At 70.6% G+C, this 23,269-nt stretch carries 20 protein-coding genes; 9 read left to right on the forward strand and 11 right to left on the reverse strand.

All coding sequences use genetic code 11. The features are described 5' to 3' along the window. Positions 1–27 precede the first annotated feature (27 nt). The 5 genes from hpf to mtrA all read right to left on the reverse strand — a co-directional run bounded on the left by hpf (position 28) and on the right by mtrA (position 7,171). Positions 28–690, reverse strand: coding sequence for a ribosome hibernation-promoting factor, HPF/YfiA family (hpf, locus tag ACZ6YG_RS36520; RefSeq protein ID WP_148034219.1), 663 nt, complete (start codon positions 688–690; stop codon positions 28–30). Between the two features lie 608 nt (positions 691–1,298). Beyond that, complete coding sequence (locus ACZ6YG_RS36525) at positions 1,299–2,090, reverse strand: phosphoribosyltransferase family protein (protein ID WP_466020499.1); 792 nt, start codon at positions 2,088–2,090, stop codon at positions 1,299–1,301. Positions 2,091–2,987: 897 nt separating this feature from the next. Beyond that, complete coding sequence (locus ACZ6YG_RS36530; RefSeq protein ID WP_148034220.1) at positions 2,988–4,751, reverse strand: LpqB family beta-propeller domain-containing protein; 1,764 nt, start codon at positions 4,749–4,751, stop codon at positions 2,988–2,990. After that, entirely contained in the window at positions 4,738–6,474 is a 1,737-nt protein-coding gene (gene mtrB / locus ACZ6YG_RS36535; RefSeq protein WP_466020500.1) for an MtrAB system histidine kinase MtrB, read from the reverse strand. The genes ACZ6YG_RS36530 and mtrB overlap by 14 nt, the downstream gene beginning before the upstream one ends. A 19-nt stretch (positions 6,475–6,493) precedes the next feature. Then, a complete protein-coding gene (gene mtrA, locus ACZ6YG_RS36540; RefSeq protein WP_090763607.1) occupies positions 6,494–7,171 on the reverse strand; it encodes an MtrAB system response regulator MtrA in 678 nt (225 codons plus the stop codon). 267 nt (positions 7,172–7,438) lie between these two features. On the opposite strand from mtrA, the gene ACZ6YG_RS36545 reads away from it, so the two are divergent. The 5 genes from ACZ6YG_RS36545 (at position 7,439) to ACZ6YG_RS36565 (ending at position 13,004) form a co-directional block, all read left to right on the forward strand. Then, a complete protein-coding gene (locus ACZ6YG_RS36545) occupies positions 7,439–8,701 on the forward strand; it encodes a DUF3824 domain-containing protein (RefSeq protein WP_466020501.1) in 1,263 nt (420 codons plus the stop codon). Then, positions 8,698–9,315 carry a DUF4129 domain-containing protein gene (locus ACZ6YG_RS36550; protein WP_466020502.1) on the forward strand — a complete coding sequence of 206 codons (618 nt, stop codon included), beginning with the start codon at positions 8,698–8,700 and terminating at the stop codon, positions 9,313–9,315. The genes ACZ6YG_RS36545 and ACZ6YG_RS36550 overlap by 4 nt, the downstream gene beginning before the upstream one ends. A 117-nt stretch (positions 9,316–9,432) precedes the next feature. Then, positions 9,433–10,647, forward strand: a complete 1,215-nt coding sequence (locus ACZ6YG_RS36555) for a DUF4350 domain-containing protein (protein ID WP_148034224.1) — start codon at positions 9,433–9,435, stop codon at positions 10,645–10,647. After that, a complete protein-coding gene (locus tag ACZ6YG_RS36560; protein WP_148034225.1) occupies positions 10,637–11,617 on the forward strand; it encodes an AAA family ATPase in 981 nt (326 codons plus the stop codon). The genes ACZ6YG_RS36555 and ACZ6YG_RS36560 overlap by 11 nt, the downstream gene beginning before the upstream one ends. Before the next feature lie 10 nt (positions 11,618–11,627). Then, on the forward strand, positions 11,628–13,004 hold the full coding sequence (locus ACZ6YG_RS36565; protein WP_466020503.1) for a DUF58 domain-containing protein: 1,377 nt from the start codon (positions 11,628–11,630) through the stop codon (positions 13,002–13,004). On the opposite strand, the gene ACZ6YG_RS36570 is transcribed toward ACZ6YG_RS36565, so the two are convergent. Next, positions 13,001–13,993 (reverse strand): stage II sporulation protein M, encoded by a 993-nt coding sequence (locus tag ACZ6YG_RS36570; RefSeq protein WP_148034926.1) that lies wholly within the window; start codon positions 13,991–13,993, stop codon positions 13,001–13,003. The genes ACZ6YG_RS36565 and ACZ6YG_RS36570 overlap by 4 nt on opposite strands. Positions 13,994–14,044: 51 nt before the next feature. Between ACZ6YG_RS36570 and ACZ6YG_RS36575 the strand changes: the two genes are divergently transcribed. After that, positions 14,045–14,953, forward strand: coding sequence for an RDD family protein (locus ACZ6YG_RS36575; protein ID WP_466020504.1), 909 nt, complete (start codon positions 14,045–14,047; stop codon positions 14,951–14,953). Between the two features lie 51 nt (positions 14,954–15,004). Here ACZ6YG_RS36575 and ACZ6YG_RS36580 read toward each other — a convergent pair whose 3' ends face one another. Both ACZ6YG_RS36580 and ACZ6YG_RS36585 read right to left on the reverse strand, forming a co-directional pair. Beyond that, positions 15,005–16,393 (reverse strand): LVIVD repeat-containing protein, encoded by a 1,389-nt coding sequence (locus ACZ6YG_RS36580; protein ID WP_466020505.1) that lies wholly within the window; start codon positions 16,391–16,393, stop codon positions 15,005–15,007. A gap of 80 nt (positions 16,394–16,473) precedes the next feature. Then, positions 16,474–17,811 carry an LVIVD repeat-containing protein gene (locus ACZ6YG_RS36585; protein WP_271276712.1) on the reverse strand — a complete coding sequence of 446 codons (1,338 nt, stop codon included), beginning with the start codon at positions 17,809–17,811 and terminating at the stop codon, positions 16,474–16,476. 221 nt (positions 17,812–18,032) lie between these two features. Between ACZ6YG_RS36585 and ACZ6YG_RS36590 the strand changes: the two genes are divergently transcribed. Next, a complete protein-coding gene (locus tag ACZ6YG_RS36590; RefSeq protein WP_466020506.1) occupies positions 18,033–18,668 on the forward strand; it encodes a DUF305 domain-containing protein in 636 nt (211 codons plus the stop codon). Between the two features lie 2 nt (positions 18,669–18,670). Here ACZ6YG_RS36590 and ACZ6YG_RS36595 read toward each other — a convergent pair whose 3' ends face one another. Further along, a complete protein-coding gene (locus ACZ6YG_RS36595; RefSeq protein WP_148034231.1) occupies positions 18,671–19,906 on the reverse strand; it encodes an adenosylhomocysteinase in 1,236 nt (411 codons plus the stop codon). 67 nt (positions 19,907–19,973) lie between these two features. Then, positions 19,974–21,401, reverse strand: a complete 1,428-nt coding sequence (ahcY, locus tag ACZ6YG_RS36600; protein ID WP_364225709.1) for an adenosylhomocysteinase — start codon at positions 21,399–21,401, stop codon at positions 19,974–19,976. 102 nt (positions 21,402–21,503) lie between these two features. Between ahcY and ACZ6YG_RS36605 the strand changes: the two genes are divergently transcribed. Together ACZ6YG_RS36605 and ACZ6YG_RS36610 are read left to right on the forward strand one after the other, a co-directional pair. Next, a complete protein-coding gene (locus ACZ6YG_RS36605) occupies positions 21,504–21,863 on the forward strand; it encodes a MerR family transcriptional regulator (RefSeq protein WP_271276690.1) in 360 nt (119 codons plus the stop codon). Next, positions 21,860–22,330 (forward strand): GerMN domain-containing protein, encoded by a 471-nt coding sequence (locus ACZ6YG_RS36610; RefSeq protein ID WP_466020507.1) that lies wholly within the window; start codon positions 21,860–21,862, stop codon positions 22,328–22,330. Before ACZ6YG_RS36605 ends, ACZ6YG_RS36610 begins: the two co-directional genes overlap by 4 nt. 4 nt (positions 22,331–22,334) lie before the next feature. On the opposite strand, the gene ACZ6YG_RS36615 is transcribed toward ACZ6YG_RS36610, so the two are convergent. After that, on the reverse strand, positions 22,335–23,261 hold the full coding sequence (locus ACZ6YG_RS36615; protein ID WP_271276688.1) for a cation diffusion facilitator family transporter: 927 nt from the start codon (positions 23,259–23,261) through the stop codon (positions 22,335–22,337). Positions 23,262–23,269: the final 8 nt, after the last annotated feature.

Here is a 23,269-nt window from a genome sequence, read left to right on the forward strand (position 1 = left end):
TGGTCGAGAAGATCTTTCCGGCGGCCGTCAGGGCTCTACGAGCCGCAGCACACCGTAGTTGTACCCACGCCGGTTGTAGACGACGGATGGCAGGCCGCTCTCCTTGTCACGGAACAGATAGAAGTCGTGTCCGACCAGCTCCATCTCGAGGAGGGCCTGGTCGATGGTCATGGGCTCTGCTTTGTGGTGCTTCTCCCGGACGATCAGAGGGCCTTCGCCGTCCATCTGGATGGGGACGATGTCGTCGTACTGCTTGTCTTCCGGCAGCCGATCCTCCTCGGGCTCGGCCTCCTCGCGGGCGGGCTCGACCTTGGACGGCGCGGGCGCGGCCAGGTCGGGCATCGTGGCGGTGATCTCCGCCATGGACGGCTGCTTGTGGTTGCCGTGATGGATCTTGCGCCGGTCGGCCAGCCGCCTGAGGCGGCCCTCCAGCTTGTCCATCGCGATGTCCAGGGCGGCGAAACGGTCGTCGGCGCTGGCCTCCGCGCGGATGGCGGGGCCGCGGGTGTGAATGGTCAGCTCGACCCGCTCTCGCTGGTCGGCCGCGCGAACGTTACGCTCCTTCGACACCTCCACATCGACTCGGATGAGTTTGTTGTCCAGACGCTCGATCCTGGCCAGCTTGGTTGTCACCTGGTCTCGGAACCGATCACTCACTCCCGTGTGCCGGCCCTTGACGATGATGTCCATGCAACAGCCCCCCTTCGTCTAACGACTGAGATAGAGCGCCCGACGACTCGCGTGGTGCCGGGCAGGGTTTTCTGCTGTCCGCCTGTCCTTCAGGGTTACCCTCCTCCGACGCCTCGTCACCGGGAACGCGGGTGGCACCCGTCCGGCCGACCTGGTCTTCGACCCCACATCCGCCTGCTGAGGGTTTCGCAGCTCTGATGCCACTACCGCCCTTCTCTCCTGGCGGGGGACATCTGGACCCCCGGGGAGGCAGGACTTACCCCTAAGCCGCACCGTGATCGGACGACGAAAAGTCGCCTTACGTGGGCCGTTTCGCCTGCGGCTGGCATCGGCTAGCGGAGCCGGGAGCCCCGGCTCTGCGCAACCACGGACCCGAACGGGTGCCATGTTCAGAACGCTATCCGGATCGGCGGCGAATGTCAGCCGGAGGAAGCTCCAAAGGATCACTTTCCGTGATTTTCGCGCGGGGTTACGGGCCGGCTGAATGCCCCGTTTGGTCCCACGGCACCCCTTACAGGACAGGGCGGCAAGCCTTCTGAGCTGCCTCACCGGGCGCTTCCCGCTACGGACATGTGGCCCTCCGGAAGGCAACACACCTGGGCCTTTCTTTACTGACTGTCACCGTGACCATTTCGTGAGATCCGGCGTGTCGCGGCGACGGTGACGGCCAGCGGCACCGTCGCCCCCACCGCCCGCAGCGCCCTCGCGGCGTCCGCGAGCGTGGCTCCCGTCGTGACGACATCATCCACGACGACCACCCGGGCACGATCGAACACATCCCCGGCTGTCCGCACGAAGCCTGCGGAACTCCCACGTACGCGGACACCACCCCTCCCTGCGACCCGCAGATCATGGACACCTCCTCTCTCTGCGACCGACAGATCGTGGGCACGTCCTCTTCCTGCGACCGACAGATCGTGGACCCCTCCTCTCCCTGCGACTTCGAGATCGCGGACAGCGCTCTCAGATACGGAGAAGGACCCGGCCAGGTTCGACACCCGGTCGGCGGAGCTCAGGCCCGACTGGTCGGCCACCTTCCGGCGCTGCCGCAGCGCGGGCCAGAGCGTGACGGCCATCCCCCGTCCGCGCAGCCGGCGCACCACCCGCTCCGCCAGCGCCCCCACGTGGTCGTGACCCCGCCCCTTGACGGCCGCCCGCCCACTGGGCACCGGCACCACGATCACCCCCTCCCCTCCCAGAAGAAGCCCGCACTCCCCCACCCCACGAAGCCCCACCGACGACCGAGCGCTCCCCCGGCCACGGAACCTCTCCACAGCGCCCTCAGCGCCCTCCTGCGGCGACCGGAGGGTCGCCACGAGGGCGAAGGCCAGAAGGTCGGCGAGGGCCGCCGCCAGGGCCGCCTCACCCCGTTCCTTGTAGGCGATGACGGCCTTGCGCACCACGCCCCCGTACGGAGAAGCGGACCAGCACACGGGAAGCCCATCGGGACACGGCACGGGCATCCGGCGAGAGGGCACCACCACACCCGCCAGACACTCCTCGCACAGACGCACCCCCGGAGCGCCACAGCCAAGACAGGGCTGCGGCAGCACGACATCAAGCAGACCGGCGAACACGGCCCCAGCATGCCGTCACCCACCGACACTTTCGGTAGCCGAACAAGCACCCAGAGGCGCCACCTGTCACGAGACTCTCTACGGAACTACGGCGGGCTGAGCGGGCCGTCAGGCACGCCTATCGGCCCCCAGCCCGAGGGGGTTCCCAAAAGGATTTTCGCTTTTGGATCTTTCCTTTGAACCCAAGACGCTGACCGAGCGTGCGTCCCTCGGGCCCGCACAGAAAAGATCAAGAGAGGCGCGTGCCTCTGCGCTCGCGCCGCGAGAAATTCGGGCTCGCGCCCCAGGAAGCTTCGCACCCGCGCCCGCAAGAGACGCCCGGCGCACGCCCCAAGAAGCTTCACGCCCACGCCCCAAAAGACATCCGGCTCACGCCCCACAAGGCTTCGCACCCGCGCCCGCGAGAGACGTCCAGCTGCGCCCCAGGAAGCTTCACGCCCGCGCCCCCGAAAGACTTCCCGCTAACGCCCCACAAAGCATCGCGCCCGCGCCCGCGAGAGACGTCCAGCTGGCGCCCCACAAAGCTTCGCATCCGCGCCCGCAAGAGACGCCCGGCTCGCGCCGCAAGAAGCTTCGCGCCGCACCAAAGGACTTCCGCTCACGCTCCAGGAAACTTCACGCCCGCGCCCCAAGAAACCTCCGGCTCGCGCCCCAAGCACCTTCCGGCTCGTGGTTGAGGCGGCCAAACCAATCGAGAGCCGCCGGAGCGATCCCCCAAAGTCAGCCCAGGGCGAAGATCGGCTGGTCGACGGCGGTGGCGGGCTTCGGGGTCCAGGTTTGTTTGTCGCGGCTGTATTCGAGGATCTCGTTGCTGTCCTCGGTGGTCGCCAGGATCGCGTCGCCCAGGGCGGCCAGGCGCTCCAGTCGCTTGCTGGTGGTCGGGAGCTGGGTGGTCTCCCCGTCGCCGACGTTGATCTCCTTGACGACCTGGCCCGCCTTGGTCTGGACGAGGACCAGGAGGTGGCCGCCGTCGCTCCAGGCGATGTCCACGATCTCGTCGCCGCCCGAGACCGTGGTCAGCGTCTCGAAGTTGCTCAGCATGGCGTTGCCGCCGCCGCCCGTGAGCGCGCCGACCTGGACCCGGTTGTCGCCGATCTCGACCGCGACGCGGACCCCGTTGCGCGCCATCCGCAGCGAGGTGACGTTCAGCCCCTGGAGGGCGGGCGCGGCGACGCGTTCGGGGCCCCGGCCGACGACCGGGTGGGAGCGGATGACCTCGCCGTTCTGCCGGTCGAACGTCCACAGGCTGCCGTCGCGATGCCAGGACGGGTCGGTGAGGTCGGCGCCGGGGATGGACTCCTGCCAGCGGCCGTCGGGCGAGTGCCGGGTCACCCAGATGCCGCCCGCCGCGGACCTGGCGGCGATCCGGTCGCGGTCCTTGGAGACGGCGAAGCCGGTGTAGCCCTGGCTGGGCTGTCCGGCGGGGCCGGTCACGGGGTGGCCCTCGCCGTCGCTGCCCAGCACGAAGACCGCGCCGCCGCTGCTGTAGAACACCTGCTTGTCCTCGCTGCCCAGCCAGCTCTCCGGCAGGTTGGCCGGCACGGTGAGCGGGCCGGAGGAGAAGAACTGCTCGCCGTCGAGCAGCACCTCCAGGGTGCGGCCGTTGGCCAGGTTGTTGCTGCTCAGGCTGGCCCTGAGCTGGGCCTGCAGGCCCTGTGTGTAGGTGTCGAGCGGGTTGAACGGGCCGCCCATGTTGATCACCACCCGGTCCTCGGTGGACCGGATCCACCGCACCCTGGCGCCCTCCGGGAACTCGTTGCCGACCGCGCCCTGCAGCCCGCTGGTCGGCCCTTCGGCGAGGCGCTCGACGATGGTCTGGGCGAAGCTCTTGTCGGGGTCGACGCGCAGCCGCAGCCGGTCGACGACCAGCCGGTCGGGCTGCGGGTCGGCGCCGGAGCTGCCGTTGAGGTAGTAGAGGTTGGTGGGACGGTACGCGCGCCGCACGTCGGCGTCGGTGAGCAGCAGGCCCTGCTGCAACCCGTTGACCTTGAAGGCCCCGTTGGCGTCCTTGACCAGGGTGATCGGCCGGTTGATCTTGGGGTCGTCGGACGAGCCGACCGGCACGTACGTGTCGTCCTCGTTGATCTGCGCGATCTTGTTGCCCTGGATGGAGAGGACGGTCTCGTTCTTCTCCTTGTTCTCGACGAGCTCGCCGAACCGGAACGAGTTGTCGATCACCGTGATGGCGCCGTCGGGTTTCCAGACCCGCCTGGCCTCCTCGGTCAGGTACTTGGGCAGCACGGAGGGGTCGTCGTCGTAGGCGGCCATGGCGGCCAGCAGGCCCTCCACGACCTGCTGCGGCCCCCAGTCGGGCTGCGGCGCGACGGCGAGCATGCGCTGGAACGGCACGGTGACGGAGTCGCCGCTGCCCGCGTCGTCCACCGGGAACGGCCCGCCCACGGGGATGACCGCGCAGCCGGTGCCGGCCAGGAGCATGGTGAACGCGAAGGCGGCGGCGCCGCCCAGCCGCCTAATCCTCGTCATGGCCGCCCCCGTCTCCGGTGGCCGGCAGCAGGACCGGCGTCATCTGGCCGCGCCAGGTGCGGCGCATCTCGATCTCGGGCGGGACCAGCGACAGCGGGGAGCCCTTGAGGTCGGTGCCGGCCTTCCTGGGCAGGGTGAGCCGGAACTGCGAGCCCTCGCCCGGCTGGCCCCATGCCTGCAGCCAGCCGCCGTGCAGGCCGGCGTCCTCGCGGGAGATCGCCAGGCCGAGCCCGGTGCCGCCGATGGTCCTGGCCCGCGACGGGTCGGCCCGCCAGAACCGGTCGAACACCAGCGTGTCCTCACCGGGTTTGAGCCCTATGCCGTGGTCGCGCACCGCGACCGCGACCGCGTCCCTGTCGGCGCCGACGGTGACCACGACGTCGCGGCCCTCGCCGTGCTCTATGGCGTTGAACAGCAGGTTGCGCAGGATGCGCTCGACCCGGCGGTTGTCGACCTCGGCCATGCACGGCTCGTTGGGCAACCGCAGCTCGAAGCGGGTGCTGTGGCGCTCGGCCAGCGCCTCGGAGTCGGCGATGGCGCGCAGCACCACGTCGCGGATGTCGACGGAGTCGAGGTCCAGGTCGGCGGCGCCGGCGTCGTACCGGCTGATCTCCAGCAGGTCGGCCAGCATCGACTCGAACCGTTCGAGCTGGGCCTGCATCAGCTCGGCCGAGCGCGAGGCCATCGGCTCGAAGTCCTCGCGCGCGTCGTACAGCAGGTCGGCGGCCATGCGGACGGTGGTGAGCGGGGTGCGCAGCTCGTGCGAGACGTCGGAGACGAACTGCCGCTGCACCTGCGACAGCTCCTCCAGCTGGTGGATCTTGAGCGCCAGGTTGGCGGCCATCTCGTTGAACGAGGTCGCGAGCCTCGCCAGGTCGTCCTCGCCGCGGACCTTGAGCCGCTCGTCGAGCTTCCCGGCGGCCAGCCGCTCGGCGGCCTGGCGGGCGAGCCGGACCGGCGTGACGACCTGGCGGGCCACGAGGTACGCGATGGCGGCGAGCAGCAGCACCAGCCCGAAGCCGACCACGACGATGGCCAGCCGGACGTTCGACAGCATCTGCTCTTCCTCGTCGAACGGGAAGAAGTGGTAGACCTCGTAACTGCCGTTGACGTGGATGATGGCGCCGATGACGAGGGTCTGCCTGTGCTGGCTCTCGCCGGGCAGCCTGATCGGCTCGGTGTAGCGCTGCGGCCTGTCGATGAACTTCTCGGCCTGGCGGCGCAGCATCTGCTGCAGCGCCTCGGGGATGTTCTGCTGGTTGACGTTGCCCGACGCGCGGGACCGGCCGGGCTCGTCGACGTTGAGGATCAGCACCTCGTAGCGCTTCTTCCAGCCGTCCCTGCCGGTGCCGATGATGTTGTCCATCACCTCGTCGAGCGGGTCGGGCGGCACGCTTTTGCCGGGATCGGAGGACTTGGCCTGGTCGTCCTCGCGCCGGGTGAGCGCGTCGGCGATCTGCAGCCGGTCGGCGGCGGCCTCGCTGGCGGCGGACTGCTGCCGCCGCTCGATGACCGAGTTGTTGATCTGGTCGGACAGGAAGATGCCGAGCACCACCACGACGATCAGCGAGATGACCAGGGTGCTGGTGACGACCTGGAGCTGGAGCGAGCGCCGCCACAGCCGGCGCGCCCTGCCCGCCGCACGACGAGCCCGCCGCCGGATCCCGCCGAGTATCTGGCGGAGGGTCCGGCGGCGTGTGCGTCTCGTCCTGGTCGGGGGCATGGCGGGGAGAGCCGGGTCCCTAAGCGGGGCCGGCCTTGTAGCCCACGCCGCGGACCGTCACCACGATCTCGGGGTGCTCGGGGTCCTTCTCGATCTTGGCGCGGAGGCGCTGCACGTGCACGTTGACCAGGCGGGTGTCGGCCGCGTGGCGGTAGCCCCAGACCTGCTCCAGCAGGACCTCGCGGGTGAAGACCTGGCGCGGCTTTCGGGCCAGGGCGACGAGCAGGTCGAACTCGAGCGGGGTGAGGTTGATCGTCTCGTCGCCGCGCTTGACCGAGTGTCCGGCCACGTCGATGGTGATGTCGCCGATCTGCAGGATCTCGGGGGTCGGCTCGTCGGTGCGGCGCAGCCTGGCCCGCACCCGGGCCACCAGTTCCTTCGGCTTGAAGGGCTTGACGATGTAGTCGTCGGCGCCCGACTCCAGCCCCAGCACCACGTCGATGGTGTCGCTCTTGGCCGTGAGCATGACGATCGGCACGCCGGACTCCGCCCTGATGCGGCGGGCGACGTCGATGCCGTCGGCGCCGGGCAGCATCAGGTCGAGCAGGACGAGATCGGGGCGCGTGTCGCGGAACGCGTCCAGCGCCTTGTCGCCGTCACTGACAAAGGATGGTTCGAAGCCCTCTCCGCGCAACACGATGCCGAGCATCTCGGCGAGAGCGGCATCGTCATCGACGACCAGCACGCGACCTTTCATGGCCCCTCATTCGTTCTACGCATTCTGGGACATACCTGCACGGTCGGTGAAGGTTACCCCCGCTCGGCCCATGAGTGTGACATGAGTCCCGCGAAAGGTCCGTATCAGGCTCGCGCCGCGACCGCTTTCTTCAGTCTGCGGTAACGGAAGGTCTTTCGGCCACCCTGGACGAGATCCGCCGCGCCGAAACGCGTGGAATGCGAGCCAAGATGCGGTCTTCTCGACGGCGCGACGCCACCCAGCCGCCCAGCGTGCCAGGATTGGGATATGTCAGACGGTCACGGTTCCGCGTCAGAGAGGCCTTCGGGCTGGGCAGCGGAGCAGCCCCCGCCCTACGGCGCGCCTCCGGCGTCGCCGTGGACCGCCCCCGGCAGCGAGCAGCCGCCGCCTTCCGGTCCTCCTCCCTACGAAGCCGGCCCCCAGTCCGGCGGGCAGCAGTCTTACGGGCCGCCCCACGGCCCCTACCCGCAGGGCCAGCCCTACGGGTACGGTCCCCACCCGCCCGCGCTGCGGCCCGGCATCATCCCCCTGCGCCCGCTCGCTCTGGGCGACATCTACGACGGCACCATCAAGCTCATCCGCTCCAACCCGAAGGCCGTGCTCGGGCTGTCGGCGGTCGCGGCGCTGCTCGCCGCCATCCCGCTGGCCGTCGGCCAGGGCTTCGTGTTCGGCGCCGTCGCGCCGCTGATGAACGACCCCGCCGCCCTCCAGGCCGAGGACCCGGCCGGCACCTACGGCATGCTCGGGGCCCAGTACGTCAGCGCCTTCGTCTCGTACGCGATCAGCTTCGTCGCGGTGACGGTGCTGACCGGGGTGCTGACGCGCATCCTCGGCCGGGCCGTGTTCGGCGGCAAGATCACCACTCAGGAGGCGTGGCAGACGACCAGGAGGCGGCTGCCCGCCCTGTTCGGCGTCGTCGGGCTGCTGGCCCTCATCATGCTGGCCCCGGTGGCCGTCATGGCCGCGGTGCTCGTAGTCGCCTTCGGCACCGTCGCCGGGGGCTCGCCCGAGGCGGCCGGCGGGCTGCTCCTGCTGTTCCTGCTGATGATCGTGCTCTACATCGGGTACGTGTTCTTCTTCCGCACGCGCTTCGCCTTCGCGCCCGCGGCCGTGGTGCTGGAGGGCAGGGGTCCTGTCGACGCGATGCGCCGCTCGTGGAACCTGGTGACCGGCGACTTCTGGCGCGTCCTCGGCATCCTGTTCCTGACCACGCTGGTGGTCGGGCTGATCGCCAGCATCCTCCAGGTGCCGTTCATGATCGTCGGAATGGTGATCGGGCTGGTCGGCAGCGGGTCGGTGGCGACGATCGTGATCGGTTCCATCCTGGTCGCCGTCGGCGGCACGCTCGGCGCCATGATCACCTACCCGTTCGAGGCGGGCGTCGCCGGGCTCCTGTACGCGGACCGCCGCATGCGGGGCGAGGCCTTCGACCTCGTCCTGCAGACGGCGGCCATCGAGCAGCAACGGCAGGGCTGGGTGCATTCGACGGCCGACGAGCTGTGGCACCCGTCCAACTCCGCCAAGTCGTGAGCCCGATCGGCAGGGACGAGGCCGCCGGGCGTGCGGCGCGCGAGCTCCTCGACCCTCAGTACGCTCGGGAGTCGCTGTTCGACCGGCTGCAGCGCTGGTTCTTCCAGTTCGTCAACGACCTGCTCGACACGGTGGCCGGTGGCGGCACCGCGGGCGGTGTGCTGGCCGCGATCGTCATCCTGCTGCTGCTCGTGGGCGTCGCGGCGCTGGTCGTCTGGCAGGTCCGCCGCGCCGGCCGGCGCAGGGCCGCCGCTCCCGGCGAGCTGTTCGACACCCGGCGGCTGACGGCGGCCGAGCACCGTGAGGCCGCCGAGCGGCTCGCCGCCGAAGGCCGGTGGACCGAGGCGATCCAGGAGCGGCTGCGCGCCATCGCCCGCGACCTGGAGGAGCGCGCCCTGGTCGACGGCATGCCGGGCCGCACCGCCGCCGAGCTCGCCGCCGAGGCCGGCCGGGCGCTCCCGCCGTTCGCCGCCGACCTGGCGGCGGCGGCCCGCTCCTTCGACGACGTCACCTACGGCGACGTCCGCGGCACCCCCGCGGCCTACGAGTCCATGAGCACGCTGGACACCCGCCTCGCGACCGCCCGCCCGGCCGCCCTGGGAGCCACCCCATGACCCTTCCCCGCCCGTCGCCCCCGCACGACCGCCCCGTCCAGGCCACCCCAGCAGGACACCACCCCCTGGAAGGACGCCGGGCCGGGAGGCCGGGTGGGGTGCGGTTCGGAGGTTCTGATGGCCGGTGAAGGCGTGCGGGTGAGGCCGGAGGAGAGCGTTCCGGCGTCGGGCGGGCTGGCGCCGGCGGCCGGGGGCGGGTCGGTGCCGACGTCGCCGACCGTGCGGTCCGTGTGGCGGGGCGGCCGGCTGATCGCGCTGCTCGGCCTGATCGTCGTGGCGGTCGCCACGGCCGTGGTGCTGCTCGGCCCCGACCGGGGCGCCCAGCGTTTCCTCGATCCGGACGACACCTCGCTGCAGGGCTCCAAGGCGCTGGCCGAGCTGCTGCGGGCCAGAGGCGTCACGGTGGACCGGGTGGACTCGGCGGAAGCGGCCAGGGCCCTGGGCGGCGACAGACTGCTGTTCGCCGGCGACACGACGTACGTGGACACGTCCGCCCTGGCCTCGCTCCCCGGCGACCGGCTGATCGTGGGCTTCTACGACCTGCCGACGCTCGCCCCGAACGTCGACCCGGTGCCGGAGGCGGTGCGGGAGCGCTCGCGCGACCCCGAGTGCGCGCTGCCCGCCGCGACCGCCGCGGGGAGCGCCTACATCGGCGGGGTCGCGTTCGAGGTCCCCGCCGGCGGCACGGGGTGCTATCCGTCGCATGAGGGCTCGACGCTCGTCAGCTTCCCGAACGGGTCCGGCACGACCACGGTCGTCGGCAGCGCCTCGTTCATGACGAACCTGCGCCTGGCCGAGGACGGCAACGCCGCGCTGGCGCTCAACCTGCTCGACACCGGCAAGCCCGTGACCTGGCTGGTGTCCCCTGACACCCCGCCCGCCGGCGACCTGGCGGGCACCGAGGGCCGGTCCATGTACGACCTCATGCCCGCCGGCGTCGGCTGGTCGCTGGTGATGGCGTGCGTGGCGGTGGCGCTGGTGGCGTTCTGGCGGGGCAGGCGGCTCGGCCCCGTCGTGGTGGAGCGGCTGCCGGTGGTGGTGCGGGCCGCCGAGACGGTGGAGGGCCGCGGCAGGCTCTACCGCGCCAGGAAGGCCAGGGCCAGGGCCGCCGACGCGCTGCGGGCGGGCGCGATCGACCGGCTGACGCCCCGGCTCGGGCTGGGCCAGGGCGCGGACAGCCGGGAAGTGGTGGCGGCGATCGCCGTACGGACGGGTGAGGACGCGCAGCGGGTCGGCGCCGCGCTGTACGGGCCTTCGCCGGAGACGGACGACGAGCTGGTCGCCCTGGCCGGATACGTGGACCACATCGAAAGGAAGGTCAGTGAGCTCTGAGCATTTCGCCCGGACGGCGGCCCCCGCGGACGCGGCCAGGGAGGCGCTGAGCGCGCTCCGGGCCGAGGTGTCCAAGGCCGTGGTCGGGCAGGACGCGGTGGTGACCGGGCTGGTCATCGCCCTGCTGTGCCGGGGACACGTGCTGCTGGAGGGCGTGCCGGGCGTGGCCAAGACGCTGATGGTCCGCACCCTCGCCGCGGCACTGTCGCTGGATTTCAAGCGGGTGCAGTTCACCCCCGACCTGATGCCGGGCGACGTGACCGGCTCGCTCATCTACGACGCGAAGACGGCGGAGTTCGAGTTCCGCGAGGGCCCGGTGTTCACGAACCTGCTGCTCGCCGACGAGATCAACCGCACCCCGCCGAAGACCCAGGCGGCGCTGCTGGAGGCGATGGAGGAGCGGCAGGTGAGCGTGGAGGGCGCGGCCCGCCCGCTGCCCGACCCGTTCGTGGTGTGCGCGACGCAGAACCCCGTCGAGTACGAGGGCACCTACCAGCTCCCCGAGGCCCAGCTGGACCGGTTCATGGTGAAGCTGACGGTGCCGCTGCCGCCGCGTGACCAGGAGATCGCGGTGCTGGAGCGGCACGCGCTCGGCTTCGACCCGCGCGACCTGTCGGAGATCAAGCCGGTGGCGACGGCCGCCGACCTGGAGGCGGGCCGCCAGGCGGCGGCGCAGGTGCACGTCGCCCCCGAGGTGCTCGGCTACATCGTGGACGTCGCCCGCGCCACCAGGAACTCGCCGTCGCTGCAGCTCGGCGTCTCGCCGCGCGGGGCGACCGCGCTGCTGGCTGCCTCACGGGCGTGGGCGTGGCTGTCGGGCCGCGCGTACGTGACTCCGGATGACGTCAAGGCGCTGGCCAGGCCCGCGCTCCGGCACCGGGTGCAGCTGCGGCCGGAGGCGGAGCTGGAGGGCGCGACCGCCGACGGCCTGCTCGACGGCATCCTCGCCTCGGTCCCGGTCCCGCGCTGATGGCCCGCCGATGACACTGACGGGACGCGCCGGGCTGGTCGCGGCGCTCGGGATCGTGGTGGTGCTGTTCGCCCCGCAGCCCGGCCCCGCGCTGGCCGGGGTGTGCCTGCTGCTGGCCGCCGGGATCCTCGTGGACCTGGTGTTCGCGGGCGCGGTGCGGCCGCTGCGCTTCCACCGGTCGGGCGAGCGGCTGGTGCGGCTCGGGCAGCGGGCGACGGTGGAGCTGACGGTCGAGAACCCGGGGAGCAGGCGGGTGCGCGGGGTGCTGCGCGACGCGTGGCCGCCGTCCGCCGGGGCGGCGCCGCGCGAGCTGGCGCTGGACGTGCCGGCCGGCGAGCGCCGCAAGCTGGTCGTGACGCTCACCCCGACCAGACGCGGCGACCGCGAGTCCGTGGCGGTGACCGTGCGCTCGCGCGGGCCGCTGGGGCTGGCCGCCCGGCAGGGCAACCACCACTCCCCCTGGTCGGTGCGGGTGCTGCCGCCGTTCCTGTCGCGCAAGCACCTGCCGTCCAGGCTGGCCAGGCTGCGCGAGCTGGAAGGTCAGCATCCGGCGCTGGTGCGCGGTCAGGGCACCGAGTTCGACTCGCTGCGCGAGTACGTGATCGGCGACGACGTGCGCTCGATCGACTGGCGGGCCACCGCGCGGCGGCACGACGTGGTCGTGCGCACCTGGCGGCCGGAGCGCGACCGGCGGGTGCTGATCGTGCTCGACACCGGCCGCACCTCGGCGGGCCGGGTGGGCGCGGCGCCGATCCCGCTGGCCGGGGCGGTCGCGGACGGCCAGGGCGGGCTGCTGGTGCGGCCCGCGCCGCGTCCCGAGCCCGGGTGGCCGCGGCTGGACTGGTCGATGGACGCGGCCCTGCTGCTGGCCGCGCTCGCCGCCAGGGCCGGCGACCGGGTGGACTTCCTGGCCTACGACCGGTCGGTGCGCGCCTGGCTGAGCGGCGCCTCCCGCACCGAGCTGCTGTCATCGCTGGTCAACGTGATGGCGCCGATCGAGGCCGAGCTGGTCGAGGCCGACGCGCAGGGCATGGTGGCCGCGATCCTGTCCCGGGCCAAGCGCCGCTGCCTGGTGGTGCTTCTCACCGACCTGAACGGGGCCGCGATGGACGAGGGTCTGATGCCCGTGCTGCCCCAGCTCTCCTCGCGCCACCTGGTGCTGGTGGCGGGCGTGTCGGATCCCCGGGTGGCGGCGATGGCCGCCGGACGGGGCACGGCCGAGGAGGTGTACGACGCGGCGGCGGCCGAGCACGCCCGGCTGGAACGCCGGCGGATCACGGCCAGGCTGCGCCGCCACGGCGTCGAGGTGGTCGACGCGCCGCCCGACGACATCGCGCCCGCGCTGGCCGACCACTACCTGGCGCTGAAGGCCGCGGGCCGGCTCTAGCCGCTCGGGGCCACGTCGGGGGCGTCCTCCAGGTCACCGGTCTGGTCGTCGCGGGCCGCGCGGCGTCCGAACGCGATCACGTACCCGAGGAAGACCACCTCGGCGAGCACCCCGATGCCGACGCGGGCGGCGGTGGGGAGCCCGGACGGCGTCACGAACGCCTCGATCAGGCCCGACACGAACAGCACCACGACCAGCCCGAGCGCGACCGCCATCACCGCTCTGCCGTGCTCGGCCAGCACCTCGACGCGTCTGCGCGGGCCTGGCGCGATGACGGTCCAGCCGAGCCGCATGCCGACGGCGGCGGCGAGGAACACGGCCGTGAGCTCCAGCAGGCCGTGCGGCGTGATGAGGCCGAAGAAGATGTCGAGCTTGTCCCTGGAGGCCATGAGGCCGCCCGAGATGCCGACGTTGGCGGCGTTCTGCCAGAGCACGTAGGGAATCGGCAGGCCCAGGAGGACGGCGTAGGCGATGACCTGGAGCGACACCAGCGCGTTGTTGATCCACACGCGGTTGGCGAAGGACGCTGCGGGGTTCTCCGAGTAGTAGTCTGCGAAGTCGTGCTCGACCAGCTGGGTGATCGCCTCCTCGGTGGCGATCGAGGCCTGCACCCTCGGGTCGCCGGCCACCCACGCGCCGAGCGCCCAGGCCACCGCCACGAACGCCAGCGACGTGGCGAGCCACCACCAGCGCGTCCGGTAGGCCACCACCGGGAAAGAGACCGTGAAGAAGCGGACGACCTCCCGCCAGGCCGGGTTGCGGGAGCCGGTGACGGCCGAGCGGGTGCGGGCGACCAGCGCCGACAGCCGGCCGGCCAGCATCGCGTCCGACGAGGAGGAGCGGACGATCGACAGGTGGGTCGACACCCGCTGGTAGAGGTCGACGAGCTCGTCCACCTCGGCCCCTGTCAGGGAGGAGCGGTGCTTGACCAGGTGCTCCAGCCGATCCCATGTCGGGCGGTGGGCCGAGACGAACGCGTCGATGTCCACGTGACCATTCTGGCCGCTCACGCGGGCGGTCATTGCCGTTAGGCTCCACATATGTCAGAGGTTGTGACCGGTGACGCCGTCGTCCTGGAGGTACGGGTAGCGCAGTTCCCCTCGCGCGCCCTGGCCTTCTTCATCGACTACGCCATCCAGATCCTGCTCCTGATCGGAGGGCTGAGCACGCTGCCGTACCTCGCGGCGTTCACCGATCCGGCGATGTTCGCGGCCGTGGTGACCCTGTTCCTGTTCCTGGTCATGGTCGGCTATCCGGTGATCTTCGAGACGGCCACGCGCGGGCGCAGCCTCGGCAAACTGGCGCTCGGGCTGCGGGTGGTGAGCGACGACGGCAGCCCCGAGCGGTTCCGGCAGGCGCTGTTCCGCGGGCTCGCCGGGCTCGTGGAGTTCTGGGCCTTCTTCGGGGCGCCGGCGCTGATCTCCTCGCTCGTCTCGCAGAAGGGCAAGCGGCTGGGCGACCTGTTCGCCGGGACGATGGTGATCTCGGAGCGGGGGCCGCGCGACAACTCCGACGCCATCGTGATGCCGCCGCAGTTGGTGTCCTGGGCGGCGTCCCTGGAGCTGTCACAGGTGCCGGACGAGGTGGCGACGGCCGCCCGTCACTACATCCTGCGCTGGCACGACCTGTCGCCGCGGATCCAGTACGAGATGGGGGTGCGGATCGCCACGCAGATGGCGTCGTTCGTGTCCCCGGCCGCGCCGCCGGGGGTGCCGCCGCACGCCTACCTCAGCGCCGTGCTCGCCGAGCGCCGCCGCCGCGAGCAGGCCCGCCTGATGCGCCAGGCCGCGCCTCTCCCGTACGCGCCGCAGACCGGCCCGTACGGCCCTCCTCCCGCCCAGCCGACCTCGTACGGGCCCGCCGCCGGTCCTCAGGGCGGGCCGAATCCGTACGGACCGCCGGCGCCGCCCGCTTCGGAGGGGACCGGCGGGTTCGCGCCGCCGCAGTGAGGGGCGCCGGCCCCGGGGAGCCGGGACCGGCGCTGATGGTCGGGTCGTGGCCTAGTGGCGGCCCGGGCCTCCACCGGGGTAGGACTCCTGGGTCTGGACGTTGAGGATGTCGCTGCGGACGTGCGACGCCCCCTTGACCAGCGGGTCGTCGATCTTCAGCACGTCGAGGCCGTTGTCGAAGTCGGCCGCGTACACGTACCCGTTGTAGTAGTACGCCGACCAGACACCGCCGCCGCTGCCGTCGGCCTTCGGCCCGCGCTCGAAGTAGCCGAACTCGCGCGGGTTGGCCGGGTCGGTGAAGTCGATGAACGAGACGCCGCCCATGTACCAGGCCTGGACCATGATGTTCTTGCCCTTGACCGGGATCAGCGAGCCGTTGTGCGCCACGCAGTTCTCGGTGTCGGCCTGGTGCCGCGGGATCTTGAAGTAGCCCTGGAAGACCAGCTCGCCGCGGTGGATGCGGTAGATGGCGTCCGCGCCGCGGTTCGGCCCGACGGTCTCGTTGCAGGTGGCCGCGCCGCCGCCGCCGAGCTCGTCGGTGAACAGCACCGTCCTGGCGTCGTTGGTGAAGGTCGCCGAGTGCCAGAAGGCGAAGTTCTCGTCCGTGGTCCTGGCGGTCACCTGCGGGTTGAGCCGGTCGCGGATGTCGAACAGCACGCCGTCACCCATGCAGGCGCCGGCCGCGATGTCCTTCTCCGCGTAGACGGTGATGTCGTGGCAGCCGGTGGTGGGCACGAGCAGCCCCGGCTGGGTCTCGTTGCCGCCGTCGGGGAAGACGACCGGCGTGGCGGCCACGTGCGCCTGCGTCGGGTTGCGCAGCGGCACCTTGATGATGGAGATCTTGTCGTGCGGAGGCTGGCAGTCGGGCAGGTTGGCCGCCGGCAGGTACGACGAGACGTAGACGTAGACGTTCTTGTTCCGGTCCCGGCCCTTACCGGGCACCAGGGTCAGGGTGTGGGAGCCGCAGTCGGTCTCGACCGACTTGATGTAGCGGGGGTTGCGCTTGTCGCGGATGTCGAAGATCCGGACGCCCTCCCACGACTCCTTGATCGCGGCGCTCTGCCCGGTGCTGCTGCACGAGTCGTCGCTGCGGGAGCTGTCGACGGCGGCGAACAGCAGGTCGCCGTAGACGCTGAGGTCCATCTGGGCGCCGGGGCAGACGACCGAGCTGACGACCTTGGCCCGCTTCGGGTTCTTGATGTCGTAGATCGAGAATCCGCCGTAGTTGCCGACGTAGGCGTAGTCGCCCTGGAAGGCGATGTCGGTGTTGATGGTGCCGGCGAGCGGCGCCGGCTTGGGGATGTTGAGCACGTGGCTCACGTTCGGGCTGTGGACGATCGTGTCCGCGGGCGGGATGTCACCCGCGGTGGCGGGTAACGCCGTAAGGCTCAGGGCGACGGCTGCGCCTGCCGCGAGCAGCGTTCGGAACATACGGGACATGCAGAGAGCCTCCTTGGTCTCGTGTCTTCCTCATGCCGAAGGCGGCGGGGCCCCGGTGAGGTCCCGCCGCCGACGGACGATCAGTGGTGCCCGTGGTCCTTGTAGGACTGCTGGGTCTGGGCGTTGAGGATGTCGAACTTCACGCCGTTGGCCTTGTTGGTCCGCGGGTCGTTGATCTTGAGGACGTCGAGTCCCAGGTTGAAGTCCGAGCCGTAGATGTAGCCGTTGTAGTAGTAGGCCGACCAGTGGCCGCCGCTGAGCGGGTTGGGCGCGTCGGGCCCGCGCTCGAAGAAGGCGATCTCCTGGGCGTTGGCCGGGTCGGTGAAGTCGACGACCGAGATGCCGCCCTGGTACCAGGCCTGGACCATGATGTCCTTGCCCTTGACCGGGATCAGCGAGCCGTTGTGCGCCACGCAGTTCTCGGTGTCGTCCTGGTGCCGCGGGATCTTGAAGTAGCCGCGGAAGGTCATCTGGCCGTCGGCGCCGATGTCGTAGTACGCGTTGGCGCCGCGGTCCGGCCCGATGGCCGCGTTGCAGGTCGCCCTGGTGCCGCCGCCGAGTTCGTCGGTGAAGATCACCCGCGAGCCGCTGTTGTTGAAGGTGGCGGAGTGCCAGAAGGCGAAGTTGGTCTCGTCGCGGACGGTCGCGGTCACCCTCGGGTTCTCCGGGTCACGGATGTCCATGAGGATGCCCTCGCCCATGCAGGCGCCGGCGGCGATGCCCTTCTCCGGGTAGGCGGTGATGTCGTGGCAGCCGGTGGTGGCCGACTTGCCGTTGGGGTACGAGCCGGGCACGCCGGGGAAGCCGCCGTCGGGGAACAGGTTCGGCGTGGCGATGACCGAGGCCGAGCCCGGGTCCCGCAGCGGGACCTTGACGATGGAGATCAGGTCGTGCGGCGGCTGGCAGTCGGGGAAGGCCGCGTTCGGGCTGTACGAGGAGATGTAGAGGTAGACGTTCTTGCCGCGGCGGTCGGGGACGAGCGTGTGGGTGTGGGAGCCGCAGTTGGTCTCGACGGACTTGATGTACCGCGGGTTCTTCTTGTCGCGGACGTCGAAGATCCGGATGCCCTCCCACGACTCCTTCACGGCCGCGCTCTGGCCGGTGCTGTTGCAGGAGTCGTCGTTGCGGGAGGAGTCGACGGACCCGAACACCAGGTCACCGTAGACGCTGATGTCCATCTGGCCGCCGGGGCAGACCACGGAGCTGACTACCTTGGTCTTCTTGGGGTTCTTGATGTCGTAGATCGAGAAGCCGTAGTAGTTGCCGACGTAGGCGTAGTCACCCTGGAAGGCCATGTCCGTGTTGATGTCGGCCAGCGCCTCGGGCTTGGGCACGTTGGTGACGTGCGTGATGTTCTGGCTCTTGACGATCTCGCCGGGAGCCGGGATGTCCGCAGCCTGCGCGGGGAGGCCGGCCATCACCAAGGTGAGGGCGGCTCCAGCGAGGACGAGGAACCTGCGGGTGGACGGCACGGGAGGTGTCCTCCTATAAAGGGGGCATAAATGGTGAAATTTTCACCCTTCAACTCCGCTCACGACCAGCACGCAATATGTCAAACATTAGAGCAGGTTGCCCTCTATTAATGATCACCATTCCCTCTTAGAATGCGACGTTCCGACCGAAACCGTCAGGAGGCTGAGTGCGCGCTGCGCTCGTCGTCGTCACCGGTGCCCTCACGATATTCGCCGTTTCCGGCTGCACCTCAGAGACTCAGGCCCCGCGCGCCGACTCGACGGCGCCGGTCATCGCCCCCGGCAAGCCCGGCGAGGAGGCCAGGACACTCGCTCCGGGTGAGGCGGTCACCGCCGTGCCCCAGGCGAGCGCGAACGCGGCCGACGTCGCGTACGTCCAGGACATGATCGTCCATCACCAGCAGGCGCTCGACATGGCCATCCTGGCGCCGAACAGGGCGGAGTCGGCCAAGCTCAAGAGCCTCGCCTCGCGGATCAAGGACTCCCAGGGCCCGGAGATCCAGTGGATGCGGACCTGGCTGCAGCAGCAGGGCCAGCGGGTGCCCGACCACCACGCCGCGCACGACGGCATGACCGGCATGGCCACGCCCGAGCAGATGGAGCAGCTGAAAGCGGCGTCGGGCCAGGCGTTCGACCGGCTGTTCCTGGAGCTGATGATCAAGCACCACGAGGGCGCGATCGAGATGTCGACCGAGGTGCTCAAGGGCGGCTCGCACCTGCGGATCGAGGAGCTGGCCAACGACGTGGGCGTCACCCAGCTCTCGGAGATCCGGCGGATGCGCGAGATGCAGGCGGCCGGTTAGCGCTAGGAGCCGCTGCGCCAGGAGTGGAGGTAGGACTCCTGGTCGCCGGTGAGCACGTCGATGCCGATGCCGGCGGCCACCAGCTTGAGCCTGGCCACCTCCTGGTCGATCTCCTGGGGTACGTCGTACACGCCGGGCGCCATCCCCGCCCGCTCGCGGGCGAGCCAGGCGACGGCGAGCGCCTGCGCGGAGAACGACATGTCCATCACCGCGGCCGGATGGCCCTCGGCGGCGGTAAGGTTGACCACCCGGCCCTCGGCGAGCAGCAACAGGCGGCGGCCGTCGGGCAGGACGTACTCGTCGGTGTTGGGCCGGATCCCGCGGTGCACCTCGCTCGCCAGCTCGTCCAGCGCCCGCACGTCGATCTCCACGTCGAAGTGGCCGGCGTTGGCCAGGATCGCCCCGTCCTTCATGGCCGCCACGTGCGCGGCCGTGATCACGTCGCGGTTGCCGGTGACGGTGATGAACACGTCGCCCGCCGGGGCCGCCTGCTCCATCGGGCGCACCTCGTATCCCTGGAGGGTGGCGTCGAGTGCCTTGACCGCGTCGATCTCCGTCACGATCACCCGCGCGCCCAGCCCTTTGGCCCGCTCGGCCACGCCGCGCCCGCAGTAGCCGAACCCGGCGACCACGACCGTGCTCCCGGCCAGCATGGTGTTGGTGGCCCGCATGATGCCGTCGAGCGTCGACTGGCCGGTGCCGTAGCGGTTGTCGAACATCCGCTTGGTCCGGGTGTCGTTGACCGCCACCATCGGGAAGCGCAGCGCCCCCTCGGCGGCCATCTGCCGGAGCCTGATGACGCCGGTGGTGGTCTCCTCGCACCCGCCCGAAACTCCGTCGAGCAGGTCGGTGCGCTCGGTGTGGAGGATGTTGACCAGGTCGCAGCCGTCGTCGAGCACCAGGTCGGGCCGCACGTCGAGGGCCTGGTGGATGTGACGGTAGTAGGTGGCCCGGTCGACGCCCGCCCTGGCGTGCACGGCCACGCCGTAGCCGCGCAGCGCCTCCGCCACGTCGTCCTGCGTCGACAGCGGGTTGGAGGCGGCCAGCGCGATCTCCGCGCCGCCCGCCTTGAGCGTGCCCATCAGCACCGCGGTCTCGGCCGTGACGTGCAGGCACGCGGCCACCCGCAGCCCGTCGAGCGGCCGCTCGGCGGCGAACCGCTCCCCGAGCGCGGTCAGCACCGGCATCGAACGGGCGGCCCACGAGATGTGCCGCTCCCCGCTCTCCCACAGATCCATGCAAGCCTTCAGACACCAAGGCTCCGGAGGGGCGCCCGCCCCTCCGGAGCATCGAACACGCCGGAGATCAGTAGCGGTAGTGGTCGGGCTTGTACGGGCCCTCGACGTGGACGCCGATGTAGGCCGCCTGCTCCTTGGTCAGCTGGGTGAGCTTGACGCCGAGGGCGTCGAGGTGCAGCCTGGCGACCTTCTCGTCGAGGTGCTTGGGCAGCACGTAGACGTCGATCGGGTAGTCCTCCGTCTTGGTGAACAGCTCGATCTGCGCGATCACCTGGTTGGTGAACGAGTTGGACATGACGAACGACGGGTGGCCGGTGGCGCAGCCGAGGTTCATCAGCCGGCCCTCGGCGAGCACGAGGATGGAGTGACCGTCGGCGAACACCCACTCGTCGACCTGCGGCTTGATGTTGCGCCGCTCGATGCCGGGGGTCTTGGCCAGGCCGGCCATGTCGATCTCGTTGTCGAAGTGGCCGATGTTGGACACGATCGCCTGGTGCTTCATCCGCGCCATGTGGTCGGCGGTGATGATGTTGAAGTTGCCGGTGGTGGTGACGAAGATGTCGGCGATGCCGACGACGTCGTCCAGCGTGGTGACCTGGAAGCCGTCCATGGCCGCCTGGAGCGCGCAGATCGGGTCGATCTCGGTGACGATGACCCGGGCGCCCTGGCCGCGCAGCGCGTCGGCGCAGCCCTTGCCGACGTCGCCGTAGCCGCACACCACGGCCACCTTGCCGCCGATGAGCACGTCGGTGGCGCGGTTGAGGCCGTCGATGACGGAGTGGCGGCAGCCGTACTTGTTGTCGAACTTGGACTTGGTGACCGAGTCGTTGACGTTGATCGCCGGGAACAGCAGCTGGCCGTTCTTGTGCATCTCGTAGAGACGGTGCACGCCGGTGGTGGTCTCCTCGGTGACGCCCTTGATGCCCTCGGCGATCCGGGTCCAGCGCTTCTCGTCGGTGACGGTGCGCTTGAGGAGGCCGATGATGACGTGCCACTCCTCGGGGTCCGCGTCGGTGGCGTCCGGCACGAAACCGGCCTTCTCGTACTCGGCGCCCTTGTGGACCAGGAGCGTGGCGTCGCCGCCGTCGTCGAGGATCATGTTGGGGCCGTCGGCGCCGGGCCAGGTGAGCGCCTGCTCGGTGCACCACCAGTATTCCTCGAGCGTCTCGCCCTTCCAGGCGAACACGGGCACGCCCTTGGGGTCGTCGGCGGTGCCGTCGGGGCCGACGACGACCGCGGCGGCGGCGTGGTCCTGGGTGGAGAAGATGTTGCAGCTCACCCAGCGCACCTCGGCGCCGAGCGCGACCAGCGTCTCGATGAGGACGGCGGTCTGGATGGTCATGTGCAGGGAGCCCATGATCTTCGCGCCGCGGAGGGGCTGGGAGGCCGCGTATTCACGGCGGATCGCCATGAGGCCGGGCATCTCGTGCTCGGCGAGCCGGATCTCCTTGCGGCCGAACTCGGCCAGTGAAAGGTCGGCGACCTTGAAGTCCATCTGCGTTACCCCTCGCGTCATCGTGTGGTCGCGGACGAGTCTAGGCGGCAGTCCGGCAAGGTCGCACCCCGAGACCCCGGAAGTTGACGTAAGAATGTAAGAATGCGAATCACGGAAGCGGCCAAGCGGCTCGGCATGTCTCCCAGGATGCTCCGCTACCGGGAAGCTCTCGGGCTGCTGCCACCGGTGCGGGGTCGTGGCGCGCACCGGCGTTTCGGCCCTGAGGAGCTCGCCGCCGTCGCCCACGCGGTGGAGCTGGAGAAGCGGTTCGACGTCTCACCGGCCGAGCTGGCGTTCGCGCTGCGCGCGCTCAGCGAGCCGGCCGTCGCCGCGAGCGTGCGCGAGCTGGGCGTGCGCATCGGCCGCATCCAGGTGCCGCGCAGGGCGCTGGACTTCGAGAAGGAGAAGGCGCTGCGCCTGCTGCGAACCCCGGGTGCCGGCGATACGTCGAACAGGGCATGAAAGAGCTGCTGCTGGCCACCGTGCTGGCCCTCACCCCCGCGCAGACCGCCGCCGACGTCCAGGTCTACTTCTCCAAGGGGCACGGGGTGCCCGGCAAGGTCGTGCCGGTCACCAGGACCTCCCCGCACGCCGGCGTCGCCAGGTTCGCCGTCGAACAGCTCATCAAGGGCCCCACCGCCGCCGAGCGGCGCCGCGGCCTGCACTCCGAGCTGACCGGCAAGCTCCGCGGCCGCTCCGACTGCGGCGCCGACTTCACGCTGAAGATCCGCAAGGGCACCGCCACGCTCCGCTTCTGCCGCACGGTCTGGGGCTCGGGAGTCGGCTCCGACGCCCGGGCGCTGCGTACGATCGAGGCGACGCTCAAGCAGTTCGCCACCGTCAAGAAGGTCGTGACGCTGGCCAGAGACGGCCGGTGCCTGTTCGACCAGACCGACTCGGGCAGGTCGTGCGTCACCGGCCACGAGTGACCGGTCAGACCGTGGGCGACACCTCACGGTCGAGGTCGGGCTCCAGGTAGATGACGCGGGCGATCGGCACCGCCTCGCGGATGCGCCGCTCGGCCTCGTCGATGCCCTGGGCGATCTCCGGCGCGGTGTCGGACCGCGTCACCGCGATCTTGGCGGCCACCAGCAGCTCCTCCGGGCCGATGTGCAGCGTCTTCATGTGGATGACGCGGTCGACCTGCGAGGAGGCTTCGAGCGCGGCGCGGATGCGGCCCTCCATCTCGGGGGCGGCGCTCTCGCCGAGCAGCAGCGACTTGGTCTCCACGGCCAGGATCACCGAGATGACGGCGAGCAGGGCGCCGATCATGAGGGTGCCGACGGCGTCCCAGACCGGGTTGCCCGTCACCACGGCCATCGTCACGCCGAACAGCGCGAAGATCAGGCCGAGCAGCGCGCCGAGGTCCTCCAGCAGGATGACGGGCAGCTCGGGCGCCTTGGACCGGCGGATGAACGCCATCCACCCCTGGTCGCCGCGGACCGCGTTGGCCTCGATGATGGCCGTGCGGAACGAGAAGATCTCGGCGATGATCGCGAAGATCAGCACGCCGAACGCCCAGCCGGGCGAGGTGAGCGGCTCGGCGTGGGTCAGCTTGTGATAGCCCTCGTACAGCGAGAACAGCGCGCCGATCGCGAACAGCACCACGGCCACCACGAACGCGTAGAAGTAGCGCTCGCGCCCGTAGCCGAACGGGTGCTCGCGGGTGCTGGCCCGCTTGGCCCGCTTGCCGCCCAGCAGCAGCAACGCCTGGTTGCCCGAGTCGGCGACGGAGTGGATGCCCTCGGCCAGCATCGACGACGACCCGGTGAAGGCCGCCGCCACGAACTTCGCGACCGCGATGGACATGTTCGCGGCCAGAGCCGCGATGATTGCTTTGGTTCCGCCGCTCGCACTCACCGGTCGTC

This window comes from Nonomuraea sp. NPDC054003, from assembly GCF_055585125.1.